The organism is Endozoicomonas numazuensis (genome assembly GCF_000722635.1).
In the GTDB taxonomy this organism is placed as follows: Bacteria; Pseudomonadota; Gammaproteobacteria; order Pseudomonadales; family Endozoicomonadaceae; genus Endozoicomonas_A; species Endozoicomonas_A numazuensis.
This window is the reverse complement of sequence record NZ_JOKH01000001.1, coordinates 860,324-881,847: the sequence shown is the minus strand read 5'-3', so window position 1 is coordinate 881,847 and position 21,524 is coordinate 860,324. Positions and strand designations below refer to the sequence as shown.

The following is a 21,524-nucleotide window of genomic DNA, read 5'->3' as shown; positions in this document are numbered from 1 at the left end:
CCGAGAATAGGTCAACGAGAGCGGCAATGAGCTTTTATAATTCAAACATGGGCAAAAAATAACCGCCTTTATGCGGGATTTTTCCCATTTTGGCAGATTTACACCTTTTCCTGGCCTTTATGCCGCTTTTTTAACCTTTTCCAAATCTTCAAGGCGGACTGATCCCGTTGAGACCGCCTTCACAAATTTTTTGAAATTATGAGCTGTGCATACCAATGAGAACTCGGCCTCAACTTTCTCCTTCCCTCGCAGGTTGAAGCCCCTGAATCCAGAGTTCTTTATCTGACCAAACGGCGGCTCTGCTATCACCTTGCGACGCTCATAGATGCTTTTCGCCTCGGTTGTCTCCATTTTTTTAGTCATGGCCTGACGTGCAACTTCAAATTTGTCTGTACGAATGACACGCCCCGCACTTTTCTTCGAACCGCTACATCTGAAGCGATAAGGGCACTTCTTGCATACATCCTTATTTGCTCTGTAACTCTTTCTCTTGGCTTTACTGGCAGGGTCGGTAACCATCTGTTCGCCCGCCGGACAGATAAACACATCTGATTCTATCTCGTATGTAAAATCTGCTTTGACAAATTTTCGATCGCTGTCTTCAAGGTCATCCGTAGCCGGCTTTTCTTCTCTGTCGGTAGCGATATAACTGTCTATTCCGTGCTCATCCACAGCATGCAGGTTTGGCCCTGAAAAGTAACCATTATCCATGCTCCACATACCTACAACTGCATCATCAATGGCTTCTGTCAGCGCCTGAAGCGCAGGTTCAACTTCCTGCACATCGTTGGCGTGCTGGCTGATATGCTGGCCAACAATGATCTGGTGATCGGCATCAACATTAATCTGAGCGTTGTAGCTGTAATCACAGTAACCTTTCTTGGTCATCATCCGGGCATCATGATCTGCAAAACTAATCTGCTTTTTGTCGTCTATTGGTTCGTCCGGGTTCAGGGCTTTCTCTCGTTCTTCGAGGGCTTTTTTGGCTACCCTGATTTTCTTTAACCGCTCTTCTTTGAACTGGAGGTCTTCAGGAATGCTGTAACCACTGGCTTCTTTGTAGGTGTCATTTTCCTCCTGGTCGCATTGACTGGCTTTCTCGATCAGGTCATCAATTTCTGCACTGAGTTCTGCTTCTTTGAGCTTGAGTCGCCCGTAACTCATGGCCTTGTGCTTTGAGCTGTTGGCTTTGAACTTTGAACCGTCCAGACTGATATGCCCGAGCGATGCCAGTTCCAGCTCCATTGCCAGCTTGACGGATTGTTTGAAGCAGTCATGGAAGAAGGACAGGTTATCTTTACGAAAGTCACCCAGGACTCTGAAGTTCGGGCAATTCATTTGCGAGATGTACATAAACGCCAGATCTTGCCGACAGCGACGTTCAATCTCACGGGAGCTGAAAACGCCATGGCTATAGGCGTAGATCAGGATGGCGACAATGAGCTTCGGGGGATAAGCGTGTTGGCCAAGGTGGTGGTATTTTTTTTCGACTTCAGATGTATCAATGCTCTGAAAGATGCCTTCGTAGACAAAACAGTCATGATCTTTGGAAAGCAGATCGAAAATATTGGTTGGAAACAGTAGGTGCTGATCGAACTCAACAGGGCTATCTTTGAATTTTGGTGGTGACATCAGGCATCATCAAGGTTGATTTAAGGCTTATCATAGCGGATAAGCCTATTCTCGGTCAGCCTCCTAGGTAAGGTTCATTGAATGCTGATAAGGAGTAGTCCCAAAATAACTTCCTTATTCAAATCTGCTCAAAATCCGTTGGGGTTGAGCTTGTCGAAGCCCAGTGCCAAAACCCTTCGACAAGCTCAGGGCGAACGGAATCCGGGTGAAAATCGGGAAGTTATTTTGGGGCAAATCCTTAGATCAATATTGGAGCCGTAGAAGCGTTCAGTTTGATTGTTTAAAAGACTGAAAGTCAGTTCCGGAATATGCACGGTGGGTCGATGAGGCTCGCAATAACCGGGCCTTGTCAGGATCAATAGAATGAGCAGCGTATTCAGGTATTTTACTGGTTTTAACATTTAACCCTTATGGACTAAGAAAGTGGTTAACTTTCAAGGCACTATAGGCCTCAAGTTCATGAAGAAGTGCTCTTCAAATAAGAATAAAAACGACCCTGAGTTTGTTAGTCATAGTGTCAGTGTCGGGTGCTTATAGAGAAACGAATAAGAATAGTTTCAGGAATAGATGCTGCTTAATTAGTTGTTTTAATAAATATTTATCTGATTTTCCCTGCCTGACGGGAAGCCGGATTCGCCCGCTGACGTTTATTGTTAATCAGTCATGGTGAAAAAGAGCACGGTTGTTGAGGTTGATCCTTAGCGATGTGCATGTCAGGTGCCTTTGCCCCGGTCATCATTGATGACTCGGGGCTTTTTTTATGGGTTAGCTTTTGGTTTGGCAGGTGTCTAAAAATTGTTTCACTGGCTTATGGCTGTTATTGTCCAAAGCACAAGAGAGTTGCAGTCTCTGGAAAATAAGAAACAACGCTCAAGCAGCCTTGAGCAATAGAAGGTGGTGAATGTGTCTGACAATAATGTAGTACTTGAGCAAAGTGGTTCGGTTCTGATTGTTACCATGAACAGACCGGAAAAAAAGAATGCCCTGACCAGTGCCATGTACACCGAAATGGCTAATGCGCTGGCCGATGCTGATAAAAATGATTCTGTTCGTGTTGTCCTGATTCAGGGGTACACGGATGCTTTCACGGCAGGTAATGACCTTGGTGACTTTCTGAAGGAAGGTCTGGGCCTGGACTCTCCGGTAATGACATTTCTTCGTCAACTGGTCGCTTTAGAAAAGCCTCTGGTTGCTGCTGTCAGCGGTGTAGCAGTAGGTATTGGTGTCACTATGTTGCTGCACAGTGACCTGGTTTATATTGCCAAAAATGCCAAACTCAGATTGCCTTTTGTGAATCTGGCATTGGTGCCAGAAGCCGCTTCCAGCCTTCTTTTACCTGAGCTAATGGGTCATCAGCGTGCTTCTGAATTGTTGATGTTAGGCGATTTTTTTGACGCTGAAACCGCACGGGATTACGGGATCGCCAACGAAGCGGTTGATACCGATCATATCTTTGAACACGCATTGGCGAAAGCAGAAGCGTTAGCAGCCAAGCCTGCTGAAGCTCTGAAGTCCACCAAGCGGCTTCTTAAGCAGTCTTATCGCAGTGATGTAGAAAAAAGAATCGCTGATGAAGGCATAATTTTTGCTGAACGACTGCAGTCAGATGAAGCCCGGGAAATCATGGGCGCATTTATGGGAAAAGCCTGATAAAAGAACCTGTTGGACTTAAGGAAGGTGTCAAAAGTCCTGTTTTTCAGAGCACATCTAAGACAATTCCAATTTTAATAGCTTAAGTCCCGAAGATTTATGGATGTTAAAGTCATTGATCGATTGTTGACGATGAAATGACTTTAACCATGTGTATATGGAGAACGGAAGGTAAAAGAGAACAATGGAATGGATACAGGATGAGTTCCGAATCAGTACAGACAAGTCTCTGCTGAATATTGATATCATTCATCAGTTCTTGACGAACTCTTATTGGGCCAGCGGTATTCCTCGAAAAACAGTAGAGCTGTCTATAGAGCATTCTCTATGTTTTGGTCTGTATCTCGATGAAAAACAGATAGGTTTTGCCCGAGTGATTTCTGACCAGGCCACTTTCGCTTATCTGTCCGATGTTTTTATTCTGCCTGAACATAGAGGGCAGGGGTTAAGCAAATGGATGATGACCTGTATTCAATCGGTTGAAGGATTGCAGGGATTGCAGGGATTGCGACGTTTTATGCTCGCTACTGCTGATGCCCATGGACTTTATGAGCAATTTGGCTTTAAAGGGCTGAGCCTGCCTGAGCGGCTTATGGAAAGGCTTGAGCCTGATATTTACCAGAAGACAGGTTAGGATTTGTCTCGAAATAAATTCCCGATTAAAACATGGCTCCATTCACCCTGAGTTTGTCGAAGGGGGGTGGCTCTGGGCTTGGACAGGCTCAGCCCGAACGGGGGGTGGTCAAATAAGGTAGTTATTTACGGACTATTCCTTAGGAGAACGAGTGCAGACAGAAAATATTCCCAAAGGGGTGACTTATGCTCTGGCTACAGCCATTGTGGCCAGTACTGCGGGTGCTGCCAGTAAACTGATCTCCGGTGATGTACCTGTTCCAGTCATTGTACTGGCTCAGTATTTTATCTGTTTGTTGCTGATGCTGCCCTGGTTGTTAAAACGTTCTGCATCAAGCCTGAAAACTGAGCGCCTGGGCGCTCATCTGGTCAGAGGGATAACGGGTTGGCTCTGCTTCTACGCTTATTATCAGGCTCTGGCCTACATTCCTTTGGTGGAAGCCACTCTGCTAAGAAATACCGGGCCGTTATTTGTACCTCTGGTGGTCTGGCTTTGGCTGAAATTCAAGGTGCCGGGTAAATCCTGGGGACCTATGTTACTTGGCTTTGCTGGTGTGCTTTTAATTCTTAAACCTGATTTTGAAGGCATCAGTATTTGGCATATTGTGGGGCTGACGTCTGGGCTGTTTTTGGCTTTTTCTATGGTTGGAACAAGGGCTTTGTCGTCTACAGAGCCTTCCAGCCGGATCATGTTTTTTTATTTCCTGATCTCTTTTTTATGCAGTTTGCCCATGGCGTTTTTGAGTTGGAAGGTAATCCCTTTGTGGACACTTCCCTATCTTCTTTATGTGGGTGCTTCAATCTGTATCACTATGTGGTTATACACTCAGGCTTATACCTGGGCCAGGGCCAGTGTAGTGGCTCCGGTAAACTACTGTGGAGTGGTATTTGCAGGTCTACTGGGTTGGTGGGGCTGGGGTCATATACCCGATACCCTGGCCTTTGTGGGAATGGCTCTGGTGGTAGCTGCAGGCTTGTTGTCTATTTTCGTTAATAGTCGGCCGCAAAAGGAAACAGCTCCTTTGGCATCCGATGAGCAAAAAAGACCTTCAGCGACCTGATGAATGTTAGTATCAACCTACACGAATAATGTAATCAAACCAGTCTGAGGGTTCGGGTACCTCTTCTTCAGAAACGATCTGTTTGTCTTGAACAGAAAAGCCCGCCTTGTGTACAGAGTCCGGATCGCCACTGACCAGCGGATGCCATTCAGGAAGATCATACCCTTCATGTAATAGCCGGTAAGCACAGCTGTCGGGCAGCCATGGGAGGTGTTCATGAAGCGTTTTGGGAGTGAATATAATGCAGTCGGGCACGAACTTTCGGCGATGCTTGTAGTTCTGACAACGACCACTTTGCAGATCAAGCAGTTTGCAGGAGACGGCAACGGTGTGAATCTCGTCAGTGTTGTCGTCGATCAACTTATTCAGGCAGCAGCGTCCGCAGCCATCACAAAGCGCTTCCCATTCATTGCGGGTCATGGCTTCCAGGCTTTTAGTACGCCAGAAGGGTTCTTGGTCAGGGGTGGACATAGGCTGAAAGTTTGATGGTATTGAGAGTGCGAAACCTACCGTAATTCTTCGGGTAAAGAAATAGTCTTGAGCGACTGAAACAATTTTTCGTCCCCCTCGGGGGTGAAAAAAATTCACGGTAAAAAGCTGGTTTCACACTCATGAAGCAATAGGCTCCTGGGTTACTGAGCTGGCGACAAGAGTCCTGTCCACTGCCACCAGGTCATGGAAAAGAGTACAAAAGTCAGGAGACTGGCCAGGGTCAGCAGCACACCTATCCGTACAAATGTTTTTGCCGGGAAGGTGCCTGTTGAGTACGCCACCATATTCTGAGGTGCGTTCACCGGCAGAATCATGCCAAAACTCACTGCAAACAACTGGAGAAGCACCAGTCCCATGGCATTATGCATCATGCTGTTTGGCAGGGTATCGGAGAAAGCCAGAAACACGGGTAATACCGCCACTGTCAGGCTCATTGCCGAAGCAAAGCCCAGGTGCATCACCGCCGTGAACAGGGTCATCACAAACACCAGCAGAGCCACCGACATGGTGTGGATTTCCATGGAGGAAAAACAAATTTCAGCCAGCCAGGCCGCAGCGCCAGTATTCACCAGTTGCTGACCCAGGCTGATACTGACTCCGAACATGACCATGACTCCCCAGGGAAGGCGTTTTTCAACATCTTTCCAGCTATCAAAGACGCCAATTCCGGGTAGCAGCAGGCAAACAGCCATCAATAACATAGTGGCCGGTACGGTGATGTGGTGAAGAGAACCTTCTGTCACCCAGAGACTGATCAGCAGAACAGTAAATAGAGCCAGTCTTTTCTGTCGGGTGGTCCAGGGTTCGGAAGAAGAGTGAAGGGAGTCTGCAATATTACTTTTGAGGGTGTGCCCTTTCATCTCCATCTTCAGAATAAAAAAGAGAATAACCGTCATTAATGCTGACCAGGGGCCTGCATGAATCAACCATTGAATCCAGGTCATGGTGAAGCCGGTGTGTTCATACATCAGCTCCAGTCCAGCCACATTGTGGCCTGTGGCGGTCATGACGCCAACGTTCCAGATAGTGCTGACCTGAGCAGCCCCAATGACCAGAATGGCTGCCAGACGACTTTTGGGGTCCAGACCGAGAGTGGCGACTACGCCAGCCAGAATAGGAACCTGTACTGCAGTACGACCGGTAGGGGAGGGAATCATGAAAGAGAACACAACGCCGACCAGAAGACAGCCCGCTATGATAGCGCCAGGAGTGGGGTGAATGCGTGACAAAATGGCCAGAGCTATTCGTTTGTCGAGTTCGGTCGATTGCATCGCTGCTGCCATAATCAGCGCACCGGCAATGACTATGATACTGGGGGATGAGAACCCTTTCATTGCCAGTCCCAGTGCTTTACTGGTTCCCAGCACGGCTCCCGTTTCACTGTTTGGGACAATGCCTATCAGTAGTGTGACCAGTGCTGCAATAAGCAGGGCGCTGATGGGGTAGGCCAGGGCTTCGGTTACCCAGAGGATCACCGCCATAACCAGAATGCCCAGCATGATTTGCCCATAGGCAGTCAAGCCCTCAACAGGTAAAGAAATCACCAGAAAGAGTGCGCAGAACGACAGTGGGACTGCCAGTCGTGCTGTCCATAGTTTTAATGCAGATGGGTTTTCCATATGGCTGGACACGATACAACCTCATTCGATTATTAGTTTTAGCAGGGAGGAGCAAAACTCTAAAGTCTAATCAAGGTTTGGCAGCTTGCAGGATTAATCTTCACTATTAACAAAATCATTCAGCAGCTCATAGTGCTGTTCCAGCGTTCCGGCATCTTCAAGAAGGCTTTCAGGGTCATTCAGATGACCCTCTTTAGTATGGTGCTCTGATAGTTTTTCCGTTAATGCCTGACATTGAAGAATATGTTCTCTGGCCGAGCTTTGATTGGCTTCAGGGGATAATGGATTATTGACAGCTGCCGGGCCAATGGCTGTTAAGGTTAGAATACTGTTATTGGCTTCCAGGGTATGAACGGGAGGCTCAAGGAATGTCTGCTCAGCTGAAAAAGTAGACAGGGTTTCTGGTCTCAGGTGCTTGGGCCGTATCCCTCTTTTGGGCAGCTGTATATGGATGGCAACCGTTTCAAACCAGGCTGACAGAATGTGCTGGCAAATAATCCCGGCCTCTTGGGGGGTAGCATCGTTATGCTTCAGATAAGCGTTTGCAGTATCTAGAAATGCGCTGATGGGCTGAGGCAGTTCCATTTCGAGTTGAAGAGATTCCCGGCTTTCTGAGTGGAATGTTTTCAAATGCATAGGGGTAGTTTTCATAGAGAGATAAAGTTTTTTCATCTCCTCAGCAAGCTTGTATTGGCTTTTGTTATCAAAGCTTTCCTTTCTCTCGATGAGATGAAGGCGGATGTCCGCCTGAACCTTCTCTCTTACCCCTGGCATTGGAGGGGCTTTGTGTCCCAGTCTGTCCAATATGTTTCTGACCAGAGACTTATGGAATGTTTTGTCTGGAACAACAATATCAAAGGGGCTTTCACCTGTCGGTTTGGTAAGAGTGGGCGACTGGGGTAATGAGAAAGTACACCGGCTGGCTAACCGCTTGGGCGGTTTGGGCTGAGCTTTCTGGGCCACACTGGGGATTTCGTCAACTTTTGTCACGGTTTCCAGAAAATCAGCACTGACAGCGTTAGGTGCTTTACCGGCATTGATCAGGAGGTCGACAGGAATTTTATGCCTGAGGGTGCTCTCTCCGTTTTGTTGCTCCACATGGAGCAGGTATTTTTCATCATGCTGATCAGGTGTTTCAATTTCGGTAACTCTGGTATTGGAAACCATTCTAAGGGGAGAGGACTTGTACTGTGCCACCTTCTGGACCTGATTCCAGAGAGCTTGATGGAGGGCGCTTGCTGACACTTCTCCAAATCCGTCAGAATGAATCAGGCCTGAGCGACTCTCTTCATATTCTACAGCGGGCACAGAAGTGAACAGTTGGTCAAACTGTCCACCCAGATGAAAACGCAAGGTTTCTATCCATTGAGGGTCGAGCCGAATCGTTTCGGCAGGATCAAAGAGTGGCTCGGAACTGAGCAGAAGCGTGACATCAGCGCCTGCCTCCACTTGAGTCAGTGCGGCTAATAAACCATGGGAGCTGGAACCCTCTATGACCACCTGCGGATGGTATTCTTTCTCCTGATGTTTATTCAGGATCCAGCTGTTCAGGGCGGTACTTATTACAGGGCTGTTTAGAATGGCAAGCTGATGAAGTTTTAGCAAAGTGTGTCTGGCATCGTCGTCTGGCCAGTTGCGTCCGTCCAACAAAAGGGAATCGCCCCATTTTCTTCCCAGAGTCTGGGCAATTTCCAGCTTTTGTTTTTTGGCGGCAACAATGGCATTCAATTCTTCCGGAGTCAGTCTTTCATTGTCTTTGACTTTCTTACTCATCGCGTCAGGATCAATCGCTTCCAGCTGGTCGACCAGCTGAGCAAAAGACTCATGTTCTGTGCTGTAGATTAACAGTTCATCCTTGAGCTGGGCTCTGACATCGACTTGCTGTGATCTGACCGTCAGTGGCTTGTCGCTCTCGTCCGGGTCATAGATTTCAAAGCCAAGGTCTTCCATTAATTCATCGGTATCCTGGACTTGCTCAAGAAACTCCAGCTGAAGGGAGTCCACTTTTTTGGCAGGGTCTCCATTGGGGTTGGGCACTTTACGGAAACTTCTTTCGTCAATATCTTTCACCAGATGTTGAGTCAGCTTGAAACGCAGTGGTGTGCCGATCTCACTCATCTCATCGATGAGCCTGGTGAAGGCTTCCGGTGACCTGTCGATTTTAAGCAGTCGAACAGCCTGCCACATTTTTTCGGTCTGGAGCCTTTTATATTGGGAAGACAAACCTGCAGCAGAAAAATTCTGATCCAGCTTTGTTTTGAGCTCATCTGCTGCATCTGAACTGCCAACTTCAAGGAATTCACAGGTGTAGTACAGCCAGAGAAATTCATTCGCGTCAGCCAAATTGATGTTAGGCATTTTTTTTGCAAGATCATGACACGCATCGCCCAGCATTTTTCCGGGTTCTTTTGGAAAAAAATCAGGACGCTCCATTTGATCCAGAGGCACCAGACTAATAGGCCCTGAAACCTGGAAAGCAGGCGCTTGAGTCGATATGTCCGGTAAATCTACAGGTGTTGGTGTGTATGGGATTCCCTCTGAAACGGGGGGCGTGCTGTCTTCTGAAGGCGTAGCGAGCAGTGACGACGTATCGAAGTCGACCAGTCTGGATGAATCCAATTTTACTGCTTCTTCCTGTGGAGGACTGATAACGATGGAGGGTGGAGTAAATGGAATAGGAGGCCTTTCCTGATGCTCCCGCTTTTTAACCACTTTGGCGGGACCGCTGCTTTTCATAGCGTCTGGGAGTCGATCCCTGCGGGGATTTCTGAGAACCAGTTTGGCAGATCCATTGGATTCCATGGCATCCAGCAATTTTATTTTTCTTTTTGGTAGCTTTTTTTGGGAGGCTGGCGGTTTTTGTTGCACCGGGGCTAATAACAGAGCCTCGTTCTTCTCAATTACACTGGCGTCTCTCTCTGAAAAAAAGCGATAGCGTCGAGCTTTGACACCTTCAACAACCTGCTTTTTTAAAGCCAGGCGGGTGTCAGGCTTGCCAATCACCTCCACTACCATATCCCTGAGTTTTTTCTCTGCTGCCTTGTTTCTGCGGTGCGAGAGCTTCCAGGTGTTTTTCTTCACAGTATTGGTCGGAGAAGTTTCCACTACGGGGACGCCATTATGCAAAGTAACGCGGCAGGCACGACCTTCCCGGGCGGCCTGATCAATAAGTCCAAGGTTTTGGCTTATCTGTTGTTCAATGGTGTGCATAACAGTCCCTGATGCTTCCCTTCGTAACTGGAGTTTTCCGGACGGAATCCATCTCTTTATTTAGCGGCAGAGAGTTGGGGGGGTGAAGAGAAAAAAGAGCCACCAAAACCGAGGAAGGCGTGAACAGGTCATACAATGCACCGCAAATCATTACATCAGTAGAGGCAAGACCACCGTTTGCGGCTAATGACCTTAGAATTTGTCTTGAAATAACTGCCCGATTAAAACATGGGCTCAGCCTTAACCTTGGCCGGTCAGGCTGATAGAATCTCTGCCCATTCTCCGGAGGGAGGCAAAGTTCCTTCCGGCTTACTCAGTGTCAGGGCGTGGTGACTATGGCCAAGACAATCGGATTGGTGCTGGCTGGCGGCCAGTCTTCTCGCATGGGGCAAGACAAGGCTCGTCTTATCTGGCAAAACATTCCCCTTTATCAACATATGCAAAACCTGCTGTATGAATCCGGTATAGAAGAAGTGCTGCTCAGTGGCGCTCAGTGTGGCAGCAGGGCTCTTGTGGATAAAATTCCCGGAAAAGGTCCACTCAGTGGTGTCCATGCCGCTATAGAGTCACTCTCTGATGGAGTGAACCTTTTGGTGGTACCGGTGGATATGCCTTTGTTGCCACCAGAAGCCTGTAAAAAGCTGGTATCATCCACGGCCAAACAGGGCAGAGCTGTTATGTTTGAAGCTTTTTCCCTGCCTTTGATCCTGCCTGTAAACCGTCAGTTGCGAGAAACCGTCAAACATGCGCTGAGCAGCCAGGATCATAAAGACTATTCTCTGAGACGGCTGTTTGATCGTCTGCAGGGTGTGGCCATATCGCTTCCTGATGAAATGGAAGTGCAATTCCAGAACACCAATACTCCCGATGAATGGCGTCGCGCCCATACAGCCCTGAGCGGAGAAGAGTGAGCGGAGAAGAGTGAGCGGAAAAGAGTGAGCGGTGAAAAATTTGAGCAATGAAAAACGGTATCAACGGAGACACGATGGCTCATAAGCAAGTAACTGAATTTGTACCCCTGAATATTGCGGTACTGACTGTTTCTGATACCCGTACCGAAGAAACAGATACCTCAGGCCACCTGCTGGTGGATAACCTGACAGCCACTGGCCATAAACTGGCAGACAAAGCGATTGTAAAAGACGACATCTACAAGATTCGAGAAGTGGTGTCCCGCTGGATCGCCTCGGAAAATGTCCAGGCCGTTCTGGTTACGGGTGGTACAGGCTTTTCGGGTCGTGACAGTACGCCGGAAGCATTACTCCCTATTTTTGACAAGGAAGTAGACGGCTATGGTGAACTGTTCCGCCAACTTTCTTATGAACAGATTGGAACTTCCACCATACAGTCCCGAACCGTAGCCGGTTTTGCTAATGGCACCGTTATTTTTGTCATGCCTGGTTCCAATAATGCCTGCAAGACCGCCTGGGAAGGTATTATCAAAGAGCAACTGGACAGCCGTCACCGTCCTTGCAATTTTGTAGAACAGCTAAAAAAAGTTGAGCCACTGAAAAAGGTTGAAGGCTGATGTCGCTGACGCATACCAACGACGAGGGTAAGGCCAGTATGGTGGACGTGGGTGACAAAGACACCACACGTCGTGAAGCCAGGGCAGAAGGGTTTGTGGTCATGAAGCCGGAAACTCTGTCTCTGGTTGCTGACAATGGCCTGAAAAAAGGTGATGTGTTGGCTGTTGCCCGCATTGCCGGCATTCAGGCGGCCAAACAATGCGGTCAATTGATTCCACTGTGTCACCCACTGATGCTCAATTTCATTGGTGTAGAGTTTGAACTTGAGCCTGAGCAAAACCGCATACGCATTGAGACGTGTTGTCGCTTGAGCGGAAAAACCGGTGTGGAAATGGAAGCGCTGGCGGCGGCTTCAGTGGCTGCCTTGACGATTTACGACATGTGTAAGGCAGTAGACAAGGATATGTGTATCGAAGGTGTACGTGTACTTGAGAAAAGCGGTGGCAAGAGTGGCCATTATCAGGCTGAATAAGCACCAGGGCAACATAAAAGATTGCCGCTGGCTTACTGGTTTTTAGCTGGTAGGATGCAGCTGGCGGATTAACAGTTCCAGCTGTTCAAAACGTTCAGTGAATCTGGAGTCCATTTGATCCATGCGTTCGGAGAACCTGGAGTCCATTTGATTCATGCGTTCGGAGAACCTGGAGTCCATTTGATCCATGCGTTCGGAGAACTTGGAGTCCATTTGATCCATGCGTTCGGAGAACTTGGAGTCCATTTGATCCATGCGTTCGGAGAACTTGGAGTCCATTTGATCCATGCGTTCGGAGAACTTGGAGTCCATTTGATCCATGCGTTCGGAGAATTTAGCATCCATCTCATCGAAGCGTTTGTCCGATCTCATGAAACCCGCATGAGTAGCCGCTGTTAGTGCGTTGACATGATCCTTTACCAACTTTCGCGTAAAGCATCGCCCAATCGGGCGGTGATACAAGCGACTAGCCCGTAAAGGGCTAGGGTTGAGGTATTTACAGAACTACAAGAATACTGTGAACTGCTCAGTATGAAAACAAAACGAGCCTACAAAGAACGATTCTATCCAACAACTGAGCAGGAGCAACTACTTGCCCAGTCGTTCGGTTGTACTCGCTTTGTCTACAACAATACATTACGCTTCCGTACTGATGTGTACTACAAGGACGGAGGCAGTGTATCTCACTCTCAAGCTGAAAAGCGGCTTGTCTCGCTCAAATCAGAGTTCCCGTGGCTGAGCGACATATCAAGCGTACCGCTTCAACAATGCTTGAGGGATCAGCAAGAAGCATTCAAAAACTTCTGGGCAGGTAGAGCCAAATACCCGAACTTCAAAAAGAGGCACTCCAAACAAAGCATCCGATTAACCAAAGCAGCATTCAGGCTGAAAGAGGGGCAGCTATTCATTGCCAAAAGCAAAGAGCCGCTTAATATTCGCTGGAGTCGAGAGCTATCTTCCGAGCCTTCCAGTATCACTATAAGCAAAGACAGAGCAGGACGGTACTTTGTTTCCATGCTGTGTGATTTTGAAGCTAAACCAATGCCCATCCGTAACAAGACAGTGGGCATTGATTTAGGTTTAACTGATCTGTTCATCACTTCAGATGGCAAAAAATCCGGTAATCCCAAGTTCACCAAACGCTACGAGCAAAATCTCGCCTACCTTCAGCGTAAGCTGGCGAAAAAGCAGAAAGGCAGCAAAAACAGAGCCAAAGTAAGGCTTAAGGTTGCCCGCCTTCATGCAAAAATAGCCGACTGCCGGATGGATGCTACCCATAAAGCATCCCGCAAACTCATCAACGAGAACCAAGTTATTTGCGTCGAAAACCTTGCAGTGAAGAATATGATCAAAAACCCAAAGCTGGCGAAGCATATCGCTGATGCTAACTGGGGAGAATTTGTCAGGCAGTTGCAGTACAAGGCTGGGTGGGCTGATTGTACTGTTGCTGAAATAGACAGATTCTTGCCCAGTTCAAAGCGATGCTCAAGCTGTGGGTTTATTCATGAAAGTCTACCGTTGTCTATTCGAGAGTGGGATTGTCCGGAATGCAAAACCCACCACGATCGGGACATTAATGCGGCCATCAATATAAAAACCGCCGGACTGGCGGGGTTAGCCTGTGGAGCGACTGAAACGGGGATAGCGGCCTAGCCACTATCTAGGGAAGGCGTGTTTGAAACAGGAAGGTTCTTGGAGCGATCTAAGAACCCTCGCCCTTTAGAGGGTGTCGCAAAACCTACTACAAGCCGGTAATCTGTATATTCAAGTAGCTTTACCGGCTTCAGCATGACGACAAGAACTCAAATAAAAATTAATACTGCTCCACAGCTCGATATTTTTTCAGGTACAGCCAGTAGTTCTGATCACAAAAAACAGGATGAATCCAAAAGATCAGCCAACAAAACAGGCAAACGACGTTTTGTTGCTCCTGACCCCAACGCAATCACTCTTGGCAACACTAACCTGAAAGAGCACCTTGAACTAACCGGTCAAAAAACACCTTTTACCGTTGCATCCCTTCTTGATGAACAGGACTGGTCTGATTTTGAGCAAAGGTATGCATTAGAAGGACGTCCTCCTTATTCACCCCGTAATATGATGGGTTTGATTCTCTATGGCATTATGCAAGGCATTACCTCGTTGAGAACTCTGGAACGATTAGCCCGTGTCGATCTTGGCTGTATGTGGGTTACCGGAGGGATTTTTCCAGACCATGCCATTATTGGTCGCTTCATCAATATGCACAGCGAGTCCATGACCGGTGCTTTCTTTGAAAGCCTGACACGAGCCGTTCTCAAAAAAACAGACTCCGATGGAAGTTGTCTGGCTGGTGATGGGACCGTTATAGAAGCCGCTTGCTCAAATTACAACCTGATGAAGCAGGAAGCTGCGCAACAGGTGCATGAAGCAGCACAAACGCAAGCTGACAACCATCCAGATTGCCCTGAAAGCCAAAAGAATCTGGAGATGGCCAGCAGTGCTCTCGAAGCAGTCGTTGAACGCAACGCGAAGCGAAAGAAGAACGGTAAGTCAGAAAGTGCTGTCGTAAGCCCTACAGAGCCTGAAGCTGTTGTCCAAAAGATGAAACGGGGGCGAGGGTACACAACGAGTTACAAGCCATCCGTATTAGCTAATAACAAGCGGGTGGTACTGGCTCAGGCTGTAGACCCTACCAATGAAACTACTGTCGTAAATCCAATGCTTGATCAGTCAATGCAGATCACGGGTAAACCAGTCGATGAAATGCTATTGGATGCTGGTTATTTTAATGATGAAGTCATTGCAACCAGTCTGGAGCACGATATCAGCCTGCTATGCCCTGAGGGTAAAGAACCAGGCAAACCCAAAGAATCCAAAAAGTTCCAGAAGGGACATTTTTATTACGATGAAACCAATGACGTTTATCGTTGCCCTGCAGGAAAAGAGTTGACTCCCATTGGTAAGATAAAAGGGAGCGCTCGCACAAAGGAGCAGAAGATATATGGCAATGGGCCTTGCGAAGGCTGCCTTCTCAAAGATAAATGCACGAGCAATAAGAAGGGGCGGCGCATAAAGCGCTATGCAATGGATGATGCTAAAGATGCACTGAGGCAGGTTATGCAGCATCCGAAAGCCAAAAAGTCTTTCAGCAAAAGGAAGGCGATGGTTGAACCTGTGTTTGCCTATTTACGGGATGTACAGGGATTAAACCGCTTCCGTCGCAAGGGGCTGGAAAAGGTTAAACTGGAATTTGGTTTGCACTTGCTGGCTTACAACTTGAGTAGGGCTGTAAAGGCCAATATTTACGCTATTTTATGGTACAACTGGCTTCTCTGGGCGTTGTTTGAGAAGTGTCACCCATTTATAGAAAAAATGGACAGCTGGGAAAGAGTCCCAATGAAGTGTCACTCTACACCGAGCAAAGCGCCTCACTGGGTTTGAATTTTGGCTTTTAAGACACCCTCTTTAGGGCGGGGAGTGTCAGCGAATTCACATCGTTCTTGACATCAGCGATGTCGTTTATAACATCGGACACGTCAAGTTTTAAGCCGGTTATATCACTCTGGTTGGTAAGGGCGATATTTTTAACTTCTGCACAGACCTTTACGAGGCTATGCATATCAGCATCAAGATTTTTATGTTGTATTTCCAGCTTATCAAGTCGGGCTTCGATTGATGGCATTAAAATGGCCTTACTGCAGTGAAAATTATATCGAGTTGAACTTCCAAAATAGCAGATGTTTTTTAGAAGGTAGTGCGTTTCGTGATTAAAATTCTTTTTTTTGCCAGCTACCGTGAGAAGCTTGGTGTCGACAGTCTGGAGCTGCCCGAGGTGCCCGCTAATCTTTCTGCACTGCGTGCGATGCTTTGTGAAAAAGGAGCGGACTGGCAGGAAGTGGTAACTGACAGCCGTACGTTAGTAGCCCTAAACCAGAGTATGACCCGTAAGGATTTCGACATTAAAGAAGGCGATGAAATTGCTTTCTTTCCTCCAGTAACAGGTGGCTGAGTATGATCTCTATTCAGCAGGAGGATTTTGATCCGGGTTCTGAGCAGGACCAACTCAGCAGCAATTGCGGTACGGGTGCTCTGGTGACGTTTACCGGGCTGGTGAGAGATGAAAACCTGGGGGATGATGTCGGGGGACTGTACCTTGAGCATTACCCCGGTATGACCGAAAAAGCGCTTCAGGCAATCATTGATGAAGCTGCTGAGCGCTGGCCATTACAGGCCATCAAGGTCATTCATCGGGTGGGACAGTTGCACCCTGGTGACCGTATCGTTTTTGTAGGGGTCGCCAGTGCCCATCGAAAGGCCGCTTTTGAAATCTGTGAATTTGTCATGGACTATCTGAAAACCCGGGCTCCTTTCTGGAAAAAAGAAACGACCGCTGAAGGGGATCGCTGGGTGGATGCCCGTGAATCCGATGAAGAAGCTGCAAAGCGCTGGGGTCAGGAATGCAGGGGTCAGGAATAGTGGTGAAGTATGGGTTGGGTACGCTGGCCATGTTGTTCAGTATGCACAGTATGGCCGCTGATCTTAGGGTGGCAGTGTCTGCTAATTTCAAGCCGGTGCTGGAACATCTGGCGGAACAGTTCAAGAAACAGACCGGTCATAAAGTGAGCATAGCTTCGGCATCCACCGGTGTGCTGTACAACCAGATTATGCACGGTGCTCCTTTTGATCTGTTTTTTTCAGCAGATCAAACCAGACCCTTAGAGCTGGAAAAAAAGGGAAAAGTTCTGCCAGACAGTCGCAAGACTTACGCTATTGGACGTCTGGTGTTGTGGGATCGAAATACGGACCCTAAAAAGCCCTTCACTCTGGATCAGTTAAAAGACTGGAAGGGTAAGTTGGCGATGGCTAATCCCAAAACTGCGCCCTATGGATTTGCTGCAGAACAGACTCTGGAAAATCTGGGTTTATGGCAAAACTATCAGGGACGTTTAGTGCAGGGGGCGAACATTCAGCAGACATGGCAGTTTGTTGCCAGTGGTAATGTTGATGTAGGGCTGGTGGCTTTATCCCAGCTGTCAGGTGAAGCATTGAAGCGGATCTCCTATGTTCCAGACACGCTTTATGACCCGATTCGTCAGGATATGGTAGTACTCAAAAGCACTCAAAACAGCAAGGAAGCCAGGGCCTTTGCAGCCTTTGTGCTGTCTGAATCATCCCAGAATTATATGGCTGAGCATGGCTATCACTCCCCAATTAAATAAGGCTCAATAATGCTGACCACAGCCATATGGCTGACGATTAAACTGGCCTTGACGACGACACTTCTCCTGATGTTGGCGGGGATACCTCTGGCCTGGAAGCTGGCCAATATGAAAAGTCGCTGGCGACCTTTGATAGAAGCTTTTGTCGGCTTGCCTCTGGTTCTCCCGCCTACCGTTCTGGGGTTTTATCTACTGATAGCCTTCTCTCCTGAAAATACCCTGGGTCAATGGTGGGTAGACTTAACGGGCTCTACCCTGGCCTTCAGTTTTTCAGGACTGGTGGTGGCTTCTGTGTTGTATTCTCTGCCCTTTGTCGTGCAACCCCTGCAGAGAGCCTTTGAACAGTTGGACCACGGTTTACTGGAAGCCGCTGCCATGCTGGGAGCCAGTCGCCTGGACCGGTTTATGAATATTGTGCTGCCTAATGCCCTCAGGGCCCTCTTGCTGGCGGCCTGTATGGGGTTTGCCCATACCGTGGGAGAATTTGGTGTGGTGCTGATGATTGGTGGCAACATACCGGGCGAAACTCAGGTGTTGTCTATTGCACTGTATGATGCTGTGGAAACACAACAGTTTGATCAGGCTCATACCATGGCGGCGGGTTTGTTAGTGTTTGCTCTGCTGATGCTGGTGGCTCTGTACAGTATTGATAAAAGACAAGGTTCGGGAGTGAGTAGTCATTGATGTTGACGCAGATGTTGAAGCAGATGTTGAAACTGGATCTTCAACTACCCCGGGAACAGTTTGACCTTACGGTGAAGACTGCGCTGGAACTGGATGCTGTCTGGGGCATTATGGGCGCATCAGGCTGTGGTAAAACCTCGTTACTGAGAACCATAGCCGGTCTTGAAAAACACGCGAAAGGTCGTATTCAGTTTAAAGATGAAGTCTGGATGGACAGCGAGCAGGGCGTATTTTTGCCACCAGAACAACGGGGTATTGGCTATATCTTTCAAGAAGCCCGCTTGTTCCCTCATCTCAGCGTTCTGGGTAATCTCCGGTTTTCAATAAAAAGGGCGTGTTCTGAACGACAGGGGCTGCAGTTTGATGAAGTGGTTGAGCAACTGGGTATTGGCCACTTACTGAATCGCGGGATTGAAAAACTGTCGGGCGGAGAAAAGCAGCGAATCGCCATTGCCCGAACGTTATTGAATGCACCACAACTGCTGTTAATGGATGAACCTTTAGCCTCACTGGACTGGGATTCCAAAGCAGCGATTTTACCTTGCTTAAGAAGTATTCATCGGGACTTTGGCATTCCTGTCATCATGGTCAGCCACTCAAGAGAAGAAGTGGCTCGTCTGGCGGATCAGGTGTTGTTATTGCACCGGGGGGCTGTGACGGCTAAAGACCAGAGCCAGGTGTTGCTCAATAATGCAATGGCTGTTGATGATCAACATGAACCTTTGCTGTCCATGCTTGAAGCGGAAGTGGTGGGTCATGATAAAAACTATGGGCTCACCGTTCTGAATGCACAAGGGAATGAATTGCAAGTCCATGAAGCGGGATTAGAACCGGGAGCCACTGTTCGAATGATTGTTCCCGCACATGAAGTCAGTATTGTGTTGGATGACTTTAGCGACACCAGTGTGTTGAATCGGCTGCCAGTTATCATTGAGTCCATTCAAGCACGGGATGACTGGCACCAGTTAGTCACGCTGTGCACGGGTGAACAAAAGTTAATGGTCATGGTGACCAGAAAGTCCGTGGATCGTTTGCAGTTGAAAGTGGGTATGAAGGTTTTTGCACACTTTAAGGCTTGTGGGCTTGAAGTTATTTGATTGTATGAGTTAAGAGTCGACAGAGTTCTGTGGGCAGAATAGGGTTGCTTTCATCGTTTGATGGTCGTCTGGTGTTATGGAGCCAATACTTCAAGGCCGGGGATTTTTATAAAATCCTGACGGTTAGAAGTAAGTACTGGATATCCAAAGGTAATGGCAGTTGAAGCAATCAGAAGATCATGGACACCGGGTGAAGCCTGTTTTCTTGGCTTCAGGTAATGTCCATGTAAATGAGCATAGGTTCGGGCCACTCGTGAATCAAAATCTATAACCTCCATTCTGGCCAACAAACTTTCTACGTAAGCCTCCCTTTTGATCCGCTGTGTGGGCGTTTTAGCAAGGTGTACACCTACCAGGAGTTCAGAAACACTGATAGCTGCCAGATAAGTGCTTCCGTATGCTCGGTATTGAGTCAGAACATCATAGGAAAGGCGGTTGTTTTCAATATCAATGAAAACATTGGTGTCGACGATCAGTCCCATGGTGAATCCGGTAGTGAATCATTAGAACGAGCAGATCTGACATCTTCTGCAAAGCTTTCTCCATCATCACCCAGTCTTGGCATGGTAGAGAGGAGTTCTACCAGCTCATCAACAGTAAGACCCTGCTTAGGAGGAGGTGAGAGGGTTGCAGCAGGCCTTCCTCCTCGGGTAATAAGCAGGCTTTTACCGGAGGCTTTAACAGAGTCTATGGTGTCAGAAAGGTTTCTGGCCAGCTCTGTAGCTGTAATGTTTCCAGTTATGGAAGACATATCGAAATACCATTTTGAGTATTACTCTGTCCAAAATAGTTTAATTACATACTTTTCGCAAATTATGTAAAGTTATTATTGGAGTGTTTTTTCACACAGTGTGAGATGATTTTTTAAAAGTCACGATTCTTGGTTAGGGTGATGTCCACTCTGGTCAGTGACCTTATTCTCAATTCCTGATACTCAATACTGCTTTGTCATCGTAGCTTAATGTTTATCTGCTACAGCCTGCATAACACTCTTCATCTTCCTTTTTAAGCCTTGGGAGAGTAAGTGAGTGGTTAAATTGTGAAGCACTATTAAACGTCAGAAACCGTTCTTTCTGTCAAGCTGAAAAAGTTGACCTGAACAACAGAAATGCCCAAGAAAAAGGTTGCTTTTTTTGCTGTGAACTATATCGTACTGGGGTAAGGAATTACCCTTATCTGTGTGCTGTTTCTGCTGTATGGATAAGGTGAGCGTAGGGCTTTCGCACAGGGTCTCATCAAATAATAAGTAGACTGAAAGTTCGACACTCAAAAGCTCTCAGCGAGCAGTCAGGAAGACATTACAGCCATGAGTGGTTATTTTTTCATCACAAGAAAACAGCCTTAGCAATGCCCCGTTATTTACCTTTCCATGGATAGATAAAGCAGCATTCTAAAGAGCCGACTGGATGAAAAAATCTTTATGGAAGCGTCACTGTCGGGCACCGCGGGTAAACAGTGCAAAATAAAGACGATTATGGTCGTTTTTGGTGTGTACTTAGGCCCGGCAGCGGCAGTTTGGCCAAAACAATAAAAATGTATGTCCTCAGGGGGCTAAGAATAATGAAAAAACAACAAAGCGGTTTTACGCTGATTGAATTGATGATCGTAGTGGCGATCATTGGTGTGTTGGCAGCTGTGGCTATTCCTCAGTATCAGGCGTATCAAAGTCGAGCATTGGTTAGCACAGCACTTAGCGCAATTGCAGCGAATAAAGTTGGGGTAGAAAACTGGGTCATGGAAAATGGTGTAGTTACTAACGACCCTACAGATATCGGCGTGAATCAACCTAGTAATGGAAATATTACATTGGTTCCATCTACCGCTACCCCTGATGACGTTAGTACCCCTGATACTGATGAATCAGCTCCAGCAGAAGATGGAGCGGGTGCAATTGTTTATACATTTACTAGTGGTACCCCTGATGTGAATGGCAATGCTATATCATTGTTCCGCACTGCTGGCGGTGTTTGGGTATGCAGGTCAGGTGATGAAGCAGGTAACAATTCAATTGAGAATGAGTTTGTACCTGCAAACTGTCGTACTCCATAAATGACTCGTTCCCACGCTCCGGCGTGGGAATGCATATGAATATCCTTGACAACCCCCACACCTCAATCAAAATCCCTTCCAGCCTTCCAGCCTTCCAGCCTTCCAGCCTTCCAGCCTTCCAGCCTTCCAGCCTTCCAGCCTTCCAGCCTTCCAGCCTTCCAGCCTTCCAGCCTTCCAGCCTTCAAGCCTTCCAGC

General features: G+C 47.5%; 22 protein-coding genes. 14 read left to right on the top strand and 8 right to left on the bottom strand.

The features are described 5' to 3' along the window. Positions 1 to 117: 117 nt before the first annotated feature. A complete protein-coding gene (locus GZ78_RS04055; protein ID WP_034832952.1) occupies positions 118 to 1,632 on the bottom strand; it encodes an IS1182 family transposase in 1,515 nt (504 codons plus the stop codon). Between the two features lie 903 nt (positions 1,633 to 2,535). Here GZ78_RS04055 and GZ78_RS04050 point away from each other — a divergent pair. From GZ78_RS04050 to GZ78_RS04040, 3 genes are all read left to right on the top strand, one after another. Then, entirely contained in the window at positions 2,536 to 3,282 is a 747-nt protein-coding gene (locus GZ78_RS04050; protein ID WP_034832950.1) for an enoyl-CoA hydratase-related protein, read from the top strand. 184 nt (positions 3,283 to 3,466) lie between these two features. Beyond that, positions 3,467 to 3,916, top strand: coding sequence for a GNAT family N-acetyltransferase (locus GZ78_RS04045; RefSeq protein ID WP_034832949.1), 450 nt, complete (start codon positions 3,467 to 3,469; stop codon positions 3,914 to 3,916). A 151-nt stretch (positions 3,917 to 4,067) separates the two neighbouring features. Continuing rightward, positions 4,068 to 4,976, top strand: a complete 909-nt coding sequence (locus tag GZ78_RS04040; protein ID WP_034832947.1) for a DMT family transporter — start codon at positions 4,068 to 4,070, stop codon at positions 4,974 to 4,976. 12 nt (positions 4,977 to 4,988) lie between these two features. Here the strand turns inward: GZ78_RS04040 and GZ78_RS04035 are convergent, their stop codons facing one another. The 3 genes from GZ78_RS04035 to GZ78_RS04025 form a co-directional block, all read right to left on the bottom strand. Further along, positions 4,989 to 5,564, bottom strand: a complete 576-nt coding sequence (locus GZ78_RS04035; protein ID WP_236631471.1) for a YcgN family cysteine cluster protein — start codon at positions 5,562 to 5,564, stop codon at positions 4,989 to 4,991. 44 nt (positions 5,565 to 5,608) lie between these two features. After that, positions 5,609 to 7,099 carry an SLC13 family permease gene (locus GZ78_RS04030; protein WP_152558538.1) on the bottom strand — a complete coding sequence of 497 codons (1,491 nt, stop codon included), beginning with the start codon at positions 7,097 to 7,099 and terminating at the stop codon, positions 5,609 to 5,611. A gap of 81 nt (positions 7,100 to 7,180) precedes the next feature. Beyond that, on the bottom strand, positions 7,181 to 10,297 hold the full coding sequence (locus GZ78_RS04025; protein WP_034832944.1) for a hypothetical protein: 3,117 nt from the start codon (positions 10,295 to 10,297) through the stop codon (positions 7,181 to 7,183). A 335-nt stretch (positions 10,298 to 10,632) separates the two neighbouring features. Between GZ78_RS04025 and mobA the strand changes: the two genes are divergently transcribed. The 3 genes from mobA (at position 10,633) to moaC (ending at position 12,298) form a co-directional block, all read left to right on the top strand. After that, complete coding sequence (mobA, locus tag GZ78_RS04020) at positions 10,633 to 11,208, top strand: molybdenum cofactor guanylyltransferase (RefSeq protein ID WP_034832943.1); 576 nt, start codon at positions 10,633 to 10,635, stop codon at positions 11,206 to 11,208. 74 nt (positions 11,209 to 11,282) lie between these two features. Next, complete coding sequence (moaB, locus tag GZ78_RS04015; protein ID WP_034834133.1) at positions 11,283 to 11,825, top strand: molybdenum cofactor biosynthesis protein B; 543 nt, start codon at positions 11,283 to 11,285, stop codon at positions 11,823 to 11,825. Then, positions 11,825 to 12,298: a cyclic pyranopterin monophosphate synthase MoaC gene (gene moaC / locus GZ78_RS04010; RefSeq protein WP_034832941.1), complete on the top strand. Its 474-nt coding sequence runs from the start codon at positions 11,825 to 11,827 to the stop codon at positions 12,296 to 12,298. Before moaB ends, moaC begins: the two co-directional genes overlap by 1 nt. A 42-nt stretch (positions 12,299 to 12,340) precedes the next feature. Here moaC and GZ78_RS04005 read toward each other — a convergent pair whose 3' ends face one another. Then, entirely contained in the window at positions 12,341 to 12,670 is a 330-nt protein-coding gene (locus GZ78_RS04005) for a hypothetical protein (protein WP_034832940.1), read from the bottom strand. Positions 12,671 to 12,829: 159 nt separating this feature from the next. Between GZ78_RS04005 and GZ78_RS04000 the strand changes: the two genes are divergently transcribed. Both GZ78_RS04000 and GZ78_RS03995 read left to right on the top strand, forming a co-directional pair. Continuing rightward, positions 12,830 to 13,951 (top strand): RNA-guided endonuclease InsQ/TnpB family protein, encoded by a 1,122-nt coding sequence (locus GZ78_RS04000; protein WP_034832938.1) that lies wholly within the window; start codon positions 12,830 to 12,832, stop codon positions 13,949 to 13,951. 135 nt (positions 13,952 to 14,086) lie between these two features. Then, positions 14,087 to 15,721 carry an IS1182 family transposase gene (locus tag GZ78_RS03995; protein ID WP_051785764.1) on the top strand — a complete coding sequence of 545 codons (1,635 nt, stop codon included), beginning with the start codon at positions 14,087 to 14,089 and terminating at the stop codon, positions 15,719 to 15,721. Between the two features lie 10 nt (positions 15,722 to 15,731). Here the strand turns inward: GZ78_RS03995 and GZ78_RS03990 are convergent, their stop codons facing one another. Continuing rightward, the gene (locus GZ78_RS03990) at positions 15,732 to 15,962 is read right to left on the bottom strand and encodes a hypothetical protein (protein WP_034832936.1); all 231 of its coding nucleotides are present in this window, start codon (positions 15,960 to 15,962) and stop codon (positions 15,732 to 15,734) included. Positions 15,963 to 16,043: 81 nt separating this feature from the next. Between GZ78_RS03990 and moaD the strand changes: the two genes are divergently transcribed. The 5 genes from moaD to modC are packed head-to-tail and all read left to right on the top strand — an operon-like array spanning position 16,044 to position 19,280. After that, on the top strand, positions 16,044 to 16,289 hold the full coding sequence (gene moaD / locus GZ78_RS03985) for a molybdopterin converting factor subunit 1 (RefSeq protein WP_034832935.1): 246 nt from the start codon (positions 16,044 to 16,046) through the stop codon (positions 16,287 to 16,289). 2 nt (positions 16,290 to 16,291) lie between these two features. Further along, entirely contained in the window at positions 16,292 to 16,756 is a 465-nt protein-coding gene (gene moaE / locus GZ78_RS03980) for a molybdopterin synthase catalytic subunit MoaE (protein ID WP_034832933.1), read from the top strand. Between the two features lie 2 nt (positions 16,757 to 16,758). Beyond that, positions 16,759 to 17,499 (top strand): molybdate ABC transporter substrate-binding protein, encoded by a 741-nt coding sequence (gene modA / locus GZ78_RS03975; RefSeq protein WP_051785796.1) that lies wholly within the window; start codon positions 16,759 to 16,761, stop codon positions 17,497 to 17,499. Between the two features lie 9 nt (positions 17,500 to 17,508). Beyond that, the gene (modB, locus tag GZ78_RS03970) at positions 17,509 to 18,183 is read left to right on the top strand and encodes a molybdate ABC transporter permease subunit (protein WP_034832926.1); all 675 of its coding nucleotides are present in this window, start codon (positions 17,509 to 17,511) and stop codon (positions 18,181 to 18,183) included. A gap of 23 nt (positions 18,184 to 18,206) precedes the next feature. Further along, positions 18,207 to 19,280 (top strand): molybdenum ABC transporter ATP-binding protein, encoded by a 1,074-nt coding sequence (modC, locus tag GZ78_RS03965; protein ID WP_034834130.1) that lies wholly within the window; start codon positions 18,207 to 18,209, stop codon positions 19,278 to 19,280. A 74-nt stretch (positions 19,281 to 19,354) separates the two neighbouring features. Here the strand turns inward: modC and GZ78_RS03960 are convergent, their stop codons facing one another. Together GZ78_RS03960 and GZ78_RS03955 are read right to left on the bottom strand one after the other, a co-directional pair. Continuing rightward, the gene (locus GZ78_RS03960) at positions 19,355 to 19,762 is read right to left on the bottom strand and encodes a type II toxin-antitoxin system VapC family toxin (protein WP_034832924.1); all 408 of its coding nucleotides are present in this window, start codon (positions 19,760 to 19,762) and stop codon (positions 19,355 to 19,357) included. Next, complete coding sequence (locus GZ78_RS03955) at positions 19,753 to 20,031, bottom strand: type II toxin-antitoxin system Phd/YefM family antitoxin (RefSeq protein ID WP_034832922.1); 279 nt, start codon at positions 20,029 to 20,031, stop codon at positions 19,753 to 19,755. Before GZ78_RS03955 ends, GZ78_RS03960 begins: the two co-directional genes overlap by 10 nt. Positions 20,032 to 20,840: 809 nt before the next feature. On the opposite strand from GZ78_RS03955, the gene GZ78_RS03950 reads away from it, so the two are divergent. Further along, positions 20,841 to 21,329, top strand: coding sequence for a pilin (locus GZ78_RS03950; protein ID WP_051785794.1), 489 nt, complete (start codon positions 20,841 to 20,843; stop codon positions 21,327 to 21,329). Positions 21,330 to 21,524 lie beyond the last annotated feature (195 nt).

Excerpts from the sequence above, each read along its gene's own strand:
- moaB (WP_034834133.1), top strand. The coding sequence starts at position 11,283 with ATGGCTCATAAGCAAGTAACTGAATTTGTACCCCTGAATATTGCGGTA.
- GZ78_RS04005 (WP_034832940.1), bottom strand. The coding sequence starts at position 12,670 with ATGAGATCGGACAAACGCTTCGATGAGATGGATGCTAAATTCTCCGAA.
- GZ78_RS04025 (WP_034832944.1), bottom strand. The coding sequence starts at position 10,297 with ATGCACACCATTGAACAACAGATAAGCCAAAACCTTGGACTTATTGAT.
- GZ78_RS03955 (WP_034832922.1), bottom strand. The coding sequence starts at position 20,031 with ATGTCTTCCATAACTGGAAACATTACAGCTACAGAGCTGGCCAGAAAC.
- GZ78_RS03990 (WP_034832936.1), bottom strand. The coding sequence starts at position 15,962 with ATGCCATCAATCGAAGCCCGACTTGATAAGCTGGAAATACAACATAAA.
- moaE (WP_034832933.1), top strand. The coding sequence starts at position 16,292 with ATGATCTCTATTCAGCAGGAGGATTTTGATCCGGGTTCTGAGCAGGAC.
- modB (WP_034832926.1), top strand. The coding sequence starts at position 17,509 with ATGCTGACCACAGCCATATGGCTGACGATTAAACTGGCCTTGACGACG.
- GZ78_RS04055 (WP_034832952.1), bottom strand. The coding sequence starts at position 1,632 with ATGTCACCACCAAAATTCAAAGATAGCCCTGTTGAGTTCGATCAGCAC.
- modC (WP_034834130.1), top strand. The coding sequence starts at position 18,207 with ATGTTGAAACTGGATCTTCAACTACCCCGGGAACAGTTTGACCTTACG.
- GZ78_RS03995 (WP_051785764.1), top strand. The coding sequence starts at position 14,087 with ATGACGACAAGAACTCAAATAAAAATTAATACTGCTCCACAGCTCGAT.
- GZ78_RS04045 (WP_034832949.1), top strand. The coding sequence starts at position 3,467 with ATGGAATGGATACAGGATGAGTTCCGAATCAGTACAGACAAGTCTCTG.
- GZ78_RS03950 (WP_051785794.1), top strand. The coding sequence starts at position 20,841 with ATGAAAAAACAACAAAGCGGTTTTACGCTGATTGAATTGATGATCGTA.
- GZ78_RS04000 (WP_034832938.1), top strand. The coding sequence starts at position 12,830 with ATGAAAACAAAACGAGCCTACAAAGAACGATTCTATCCAACAACTGAG.
- mobA (WP_034832943.1), top strand. The coding sequence starts at position 10,633 with ATGGCCAAGACAATCGGATTGGTGCTGGCTGGCGGCCAGTCTTCTCGC.
- moaC (WP_034832941.1), top strand. The coding sequence starts at position 11,825 with ATGTCGCTGACGCATACCAACGACGAGGGTAAGGCCAGTATGGTGGAC.
- GZ78_RS03960 (WP_034832924.1), bottom strand. The coding sequence starts at position 19,762 with ATGGGACTGATCGTCGACACCAATGTTTTCATTGATATTGAAAACAAC.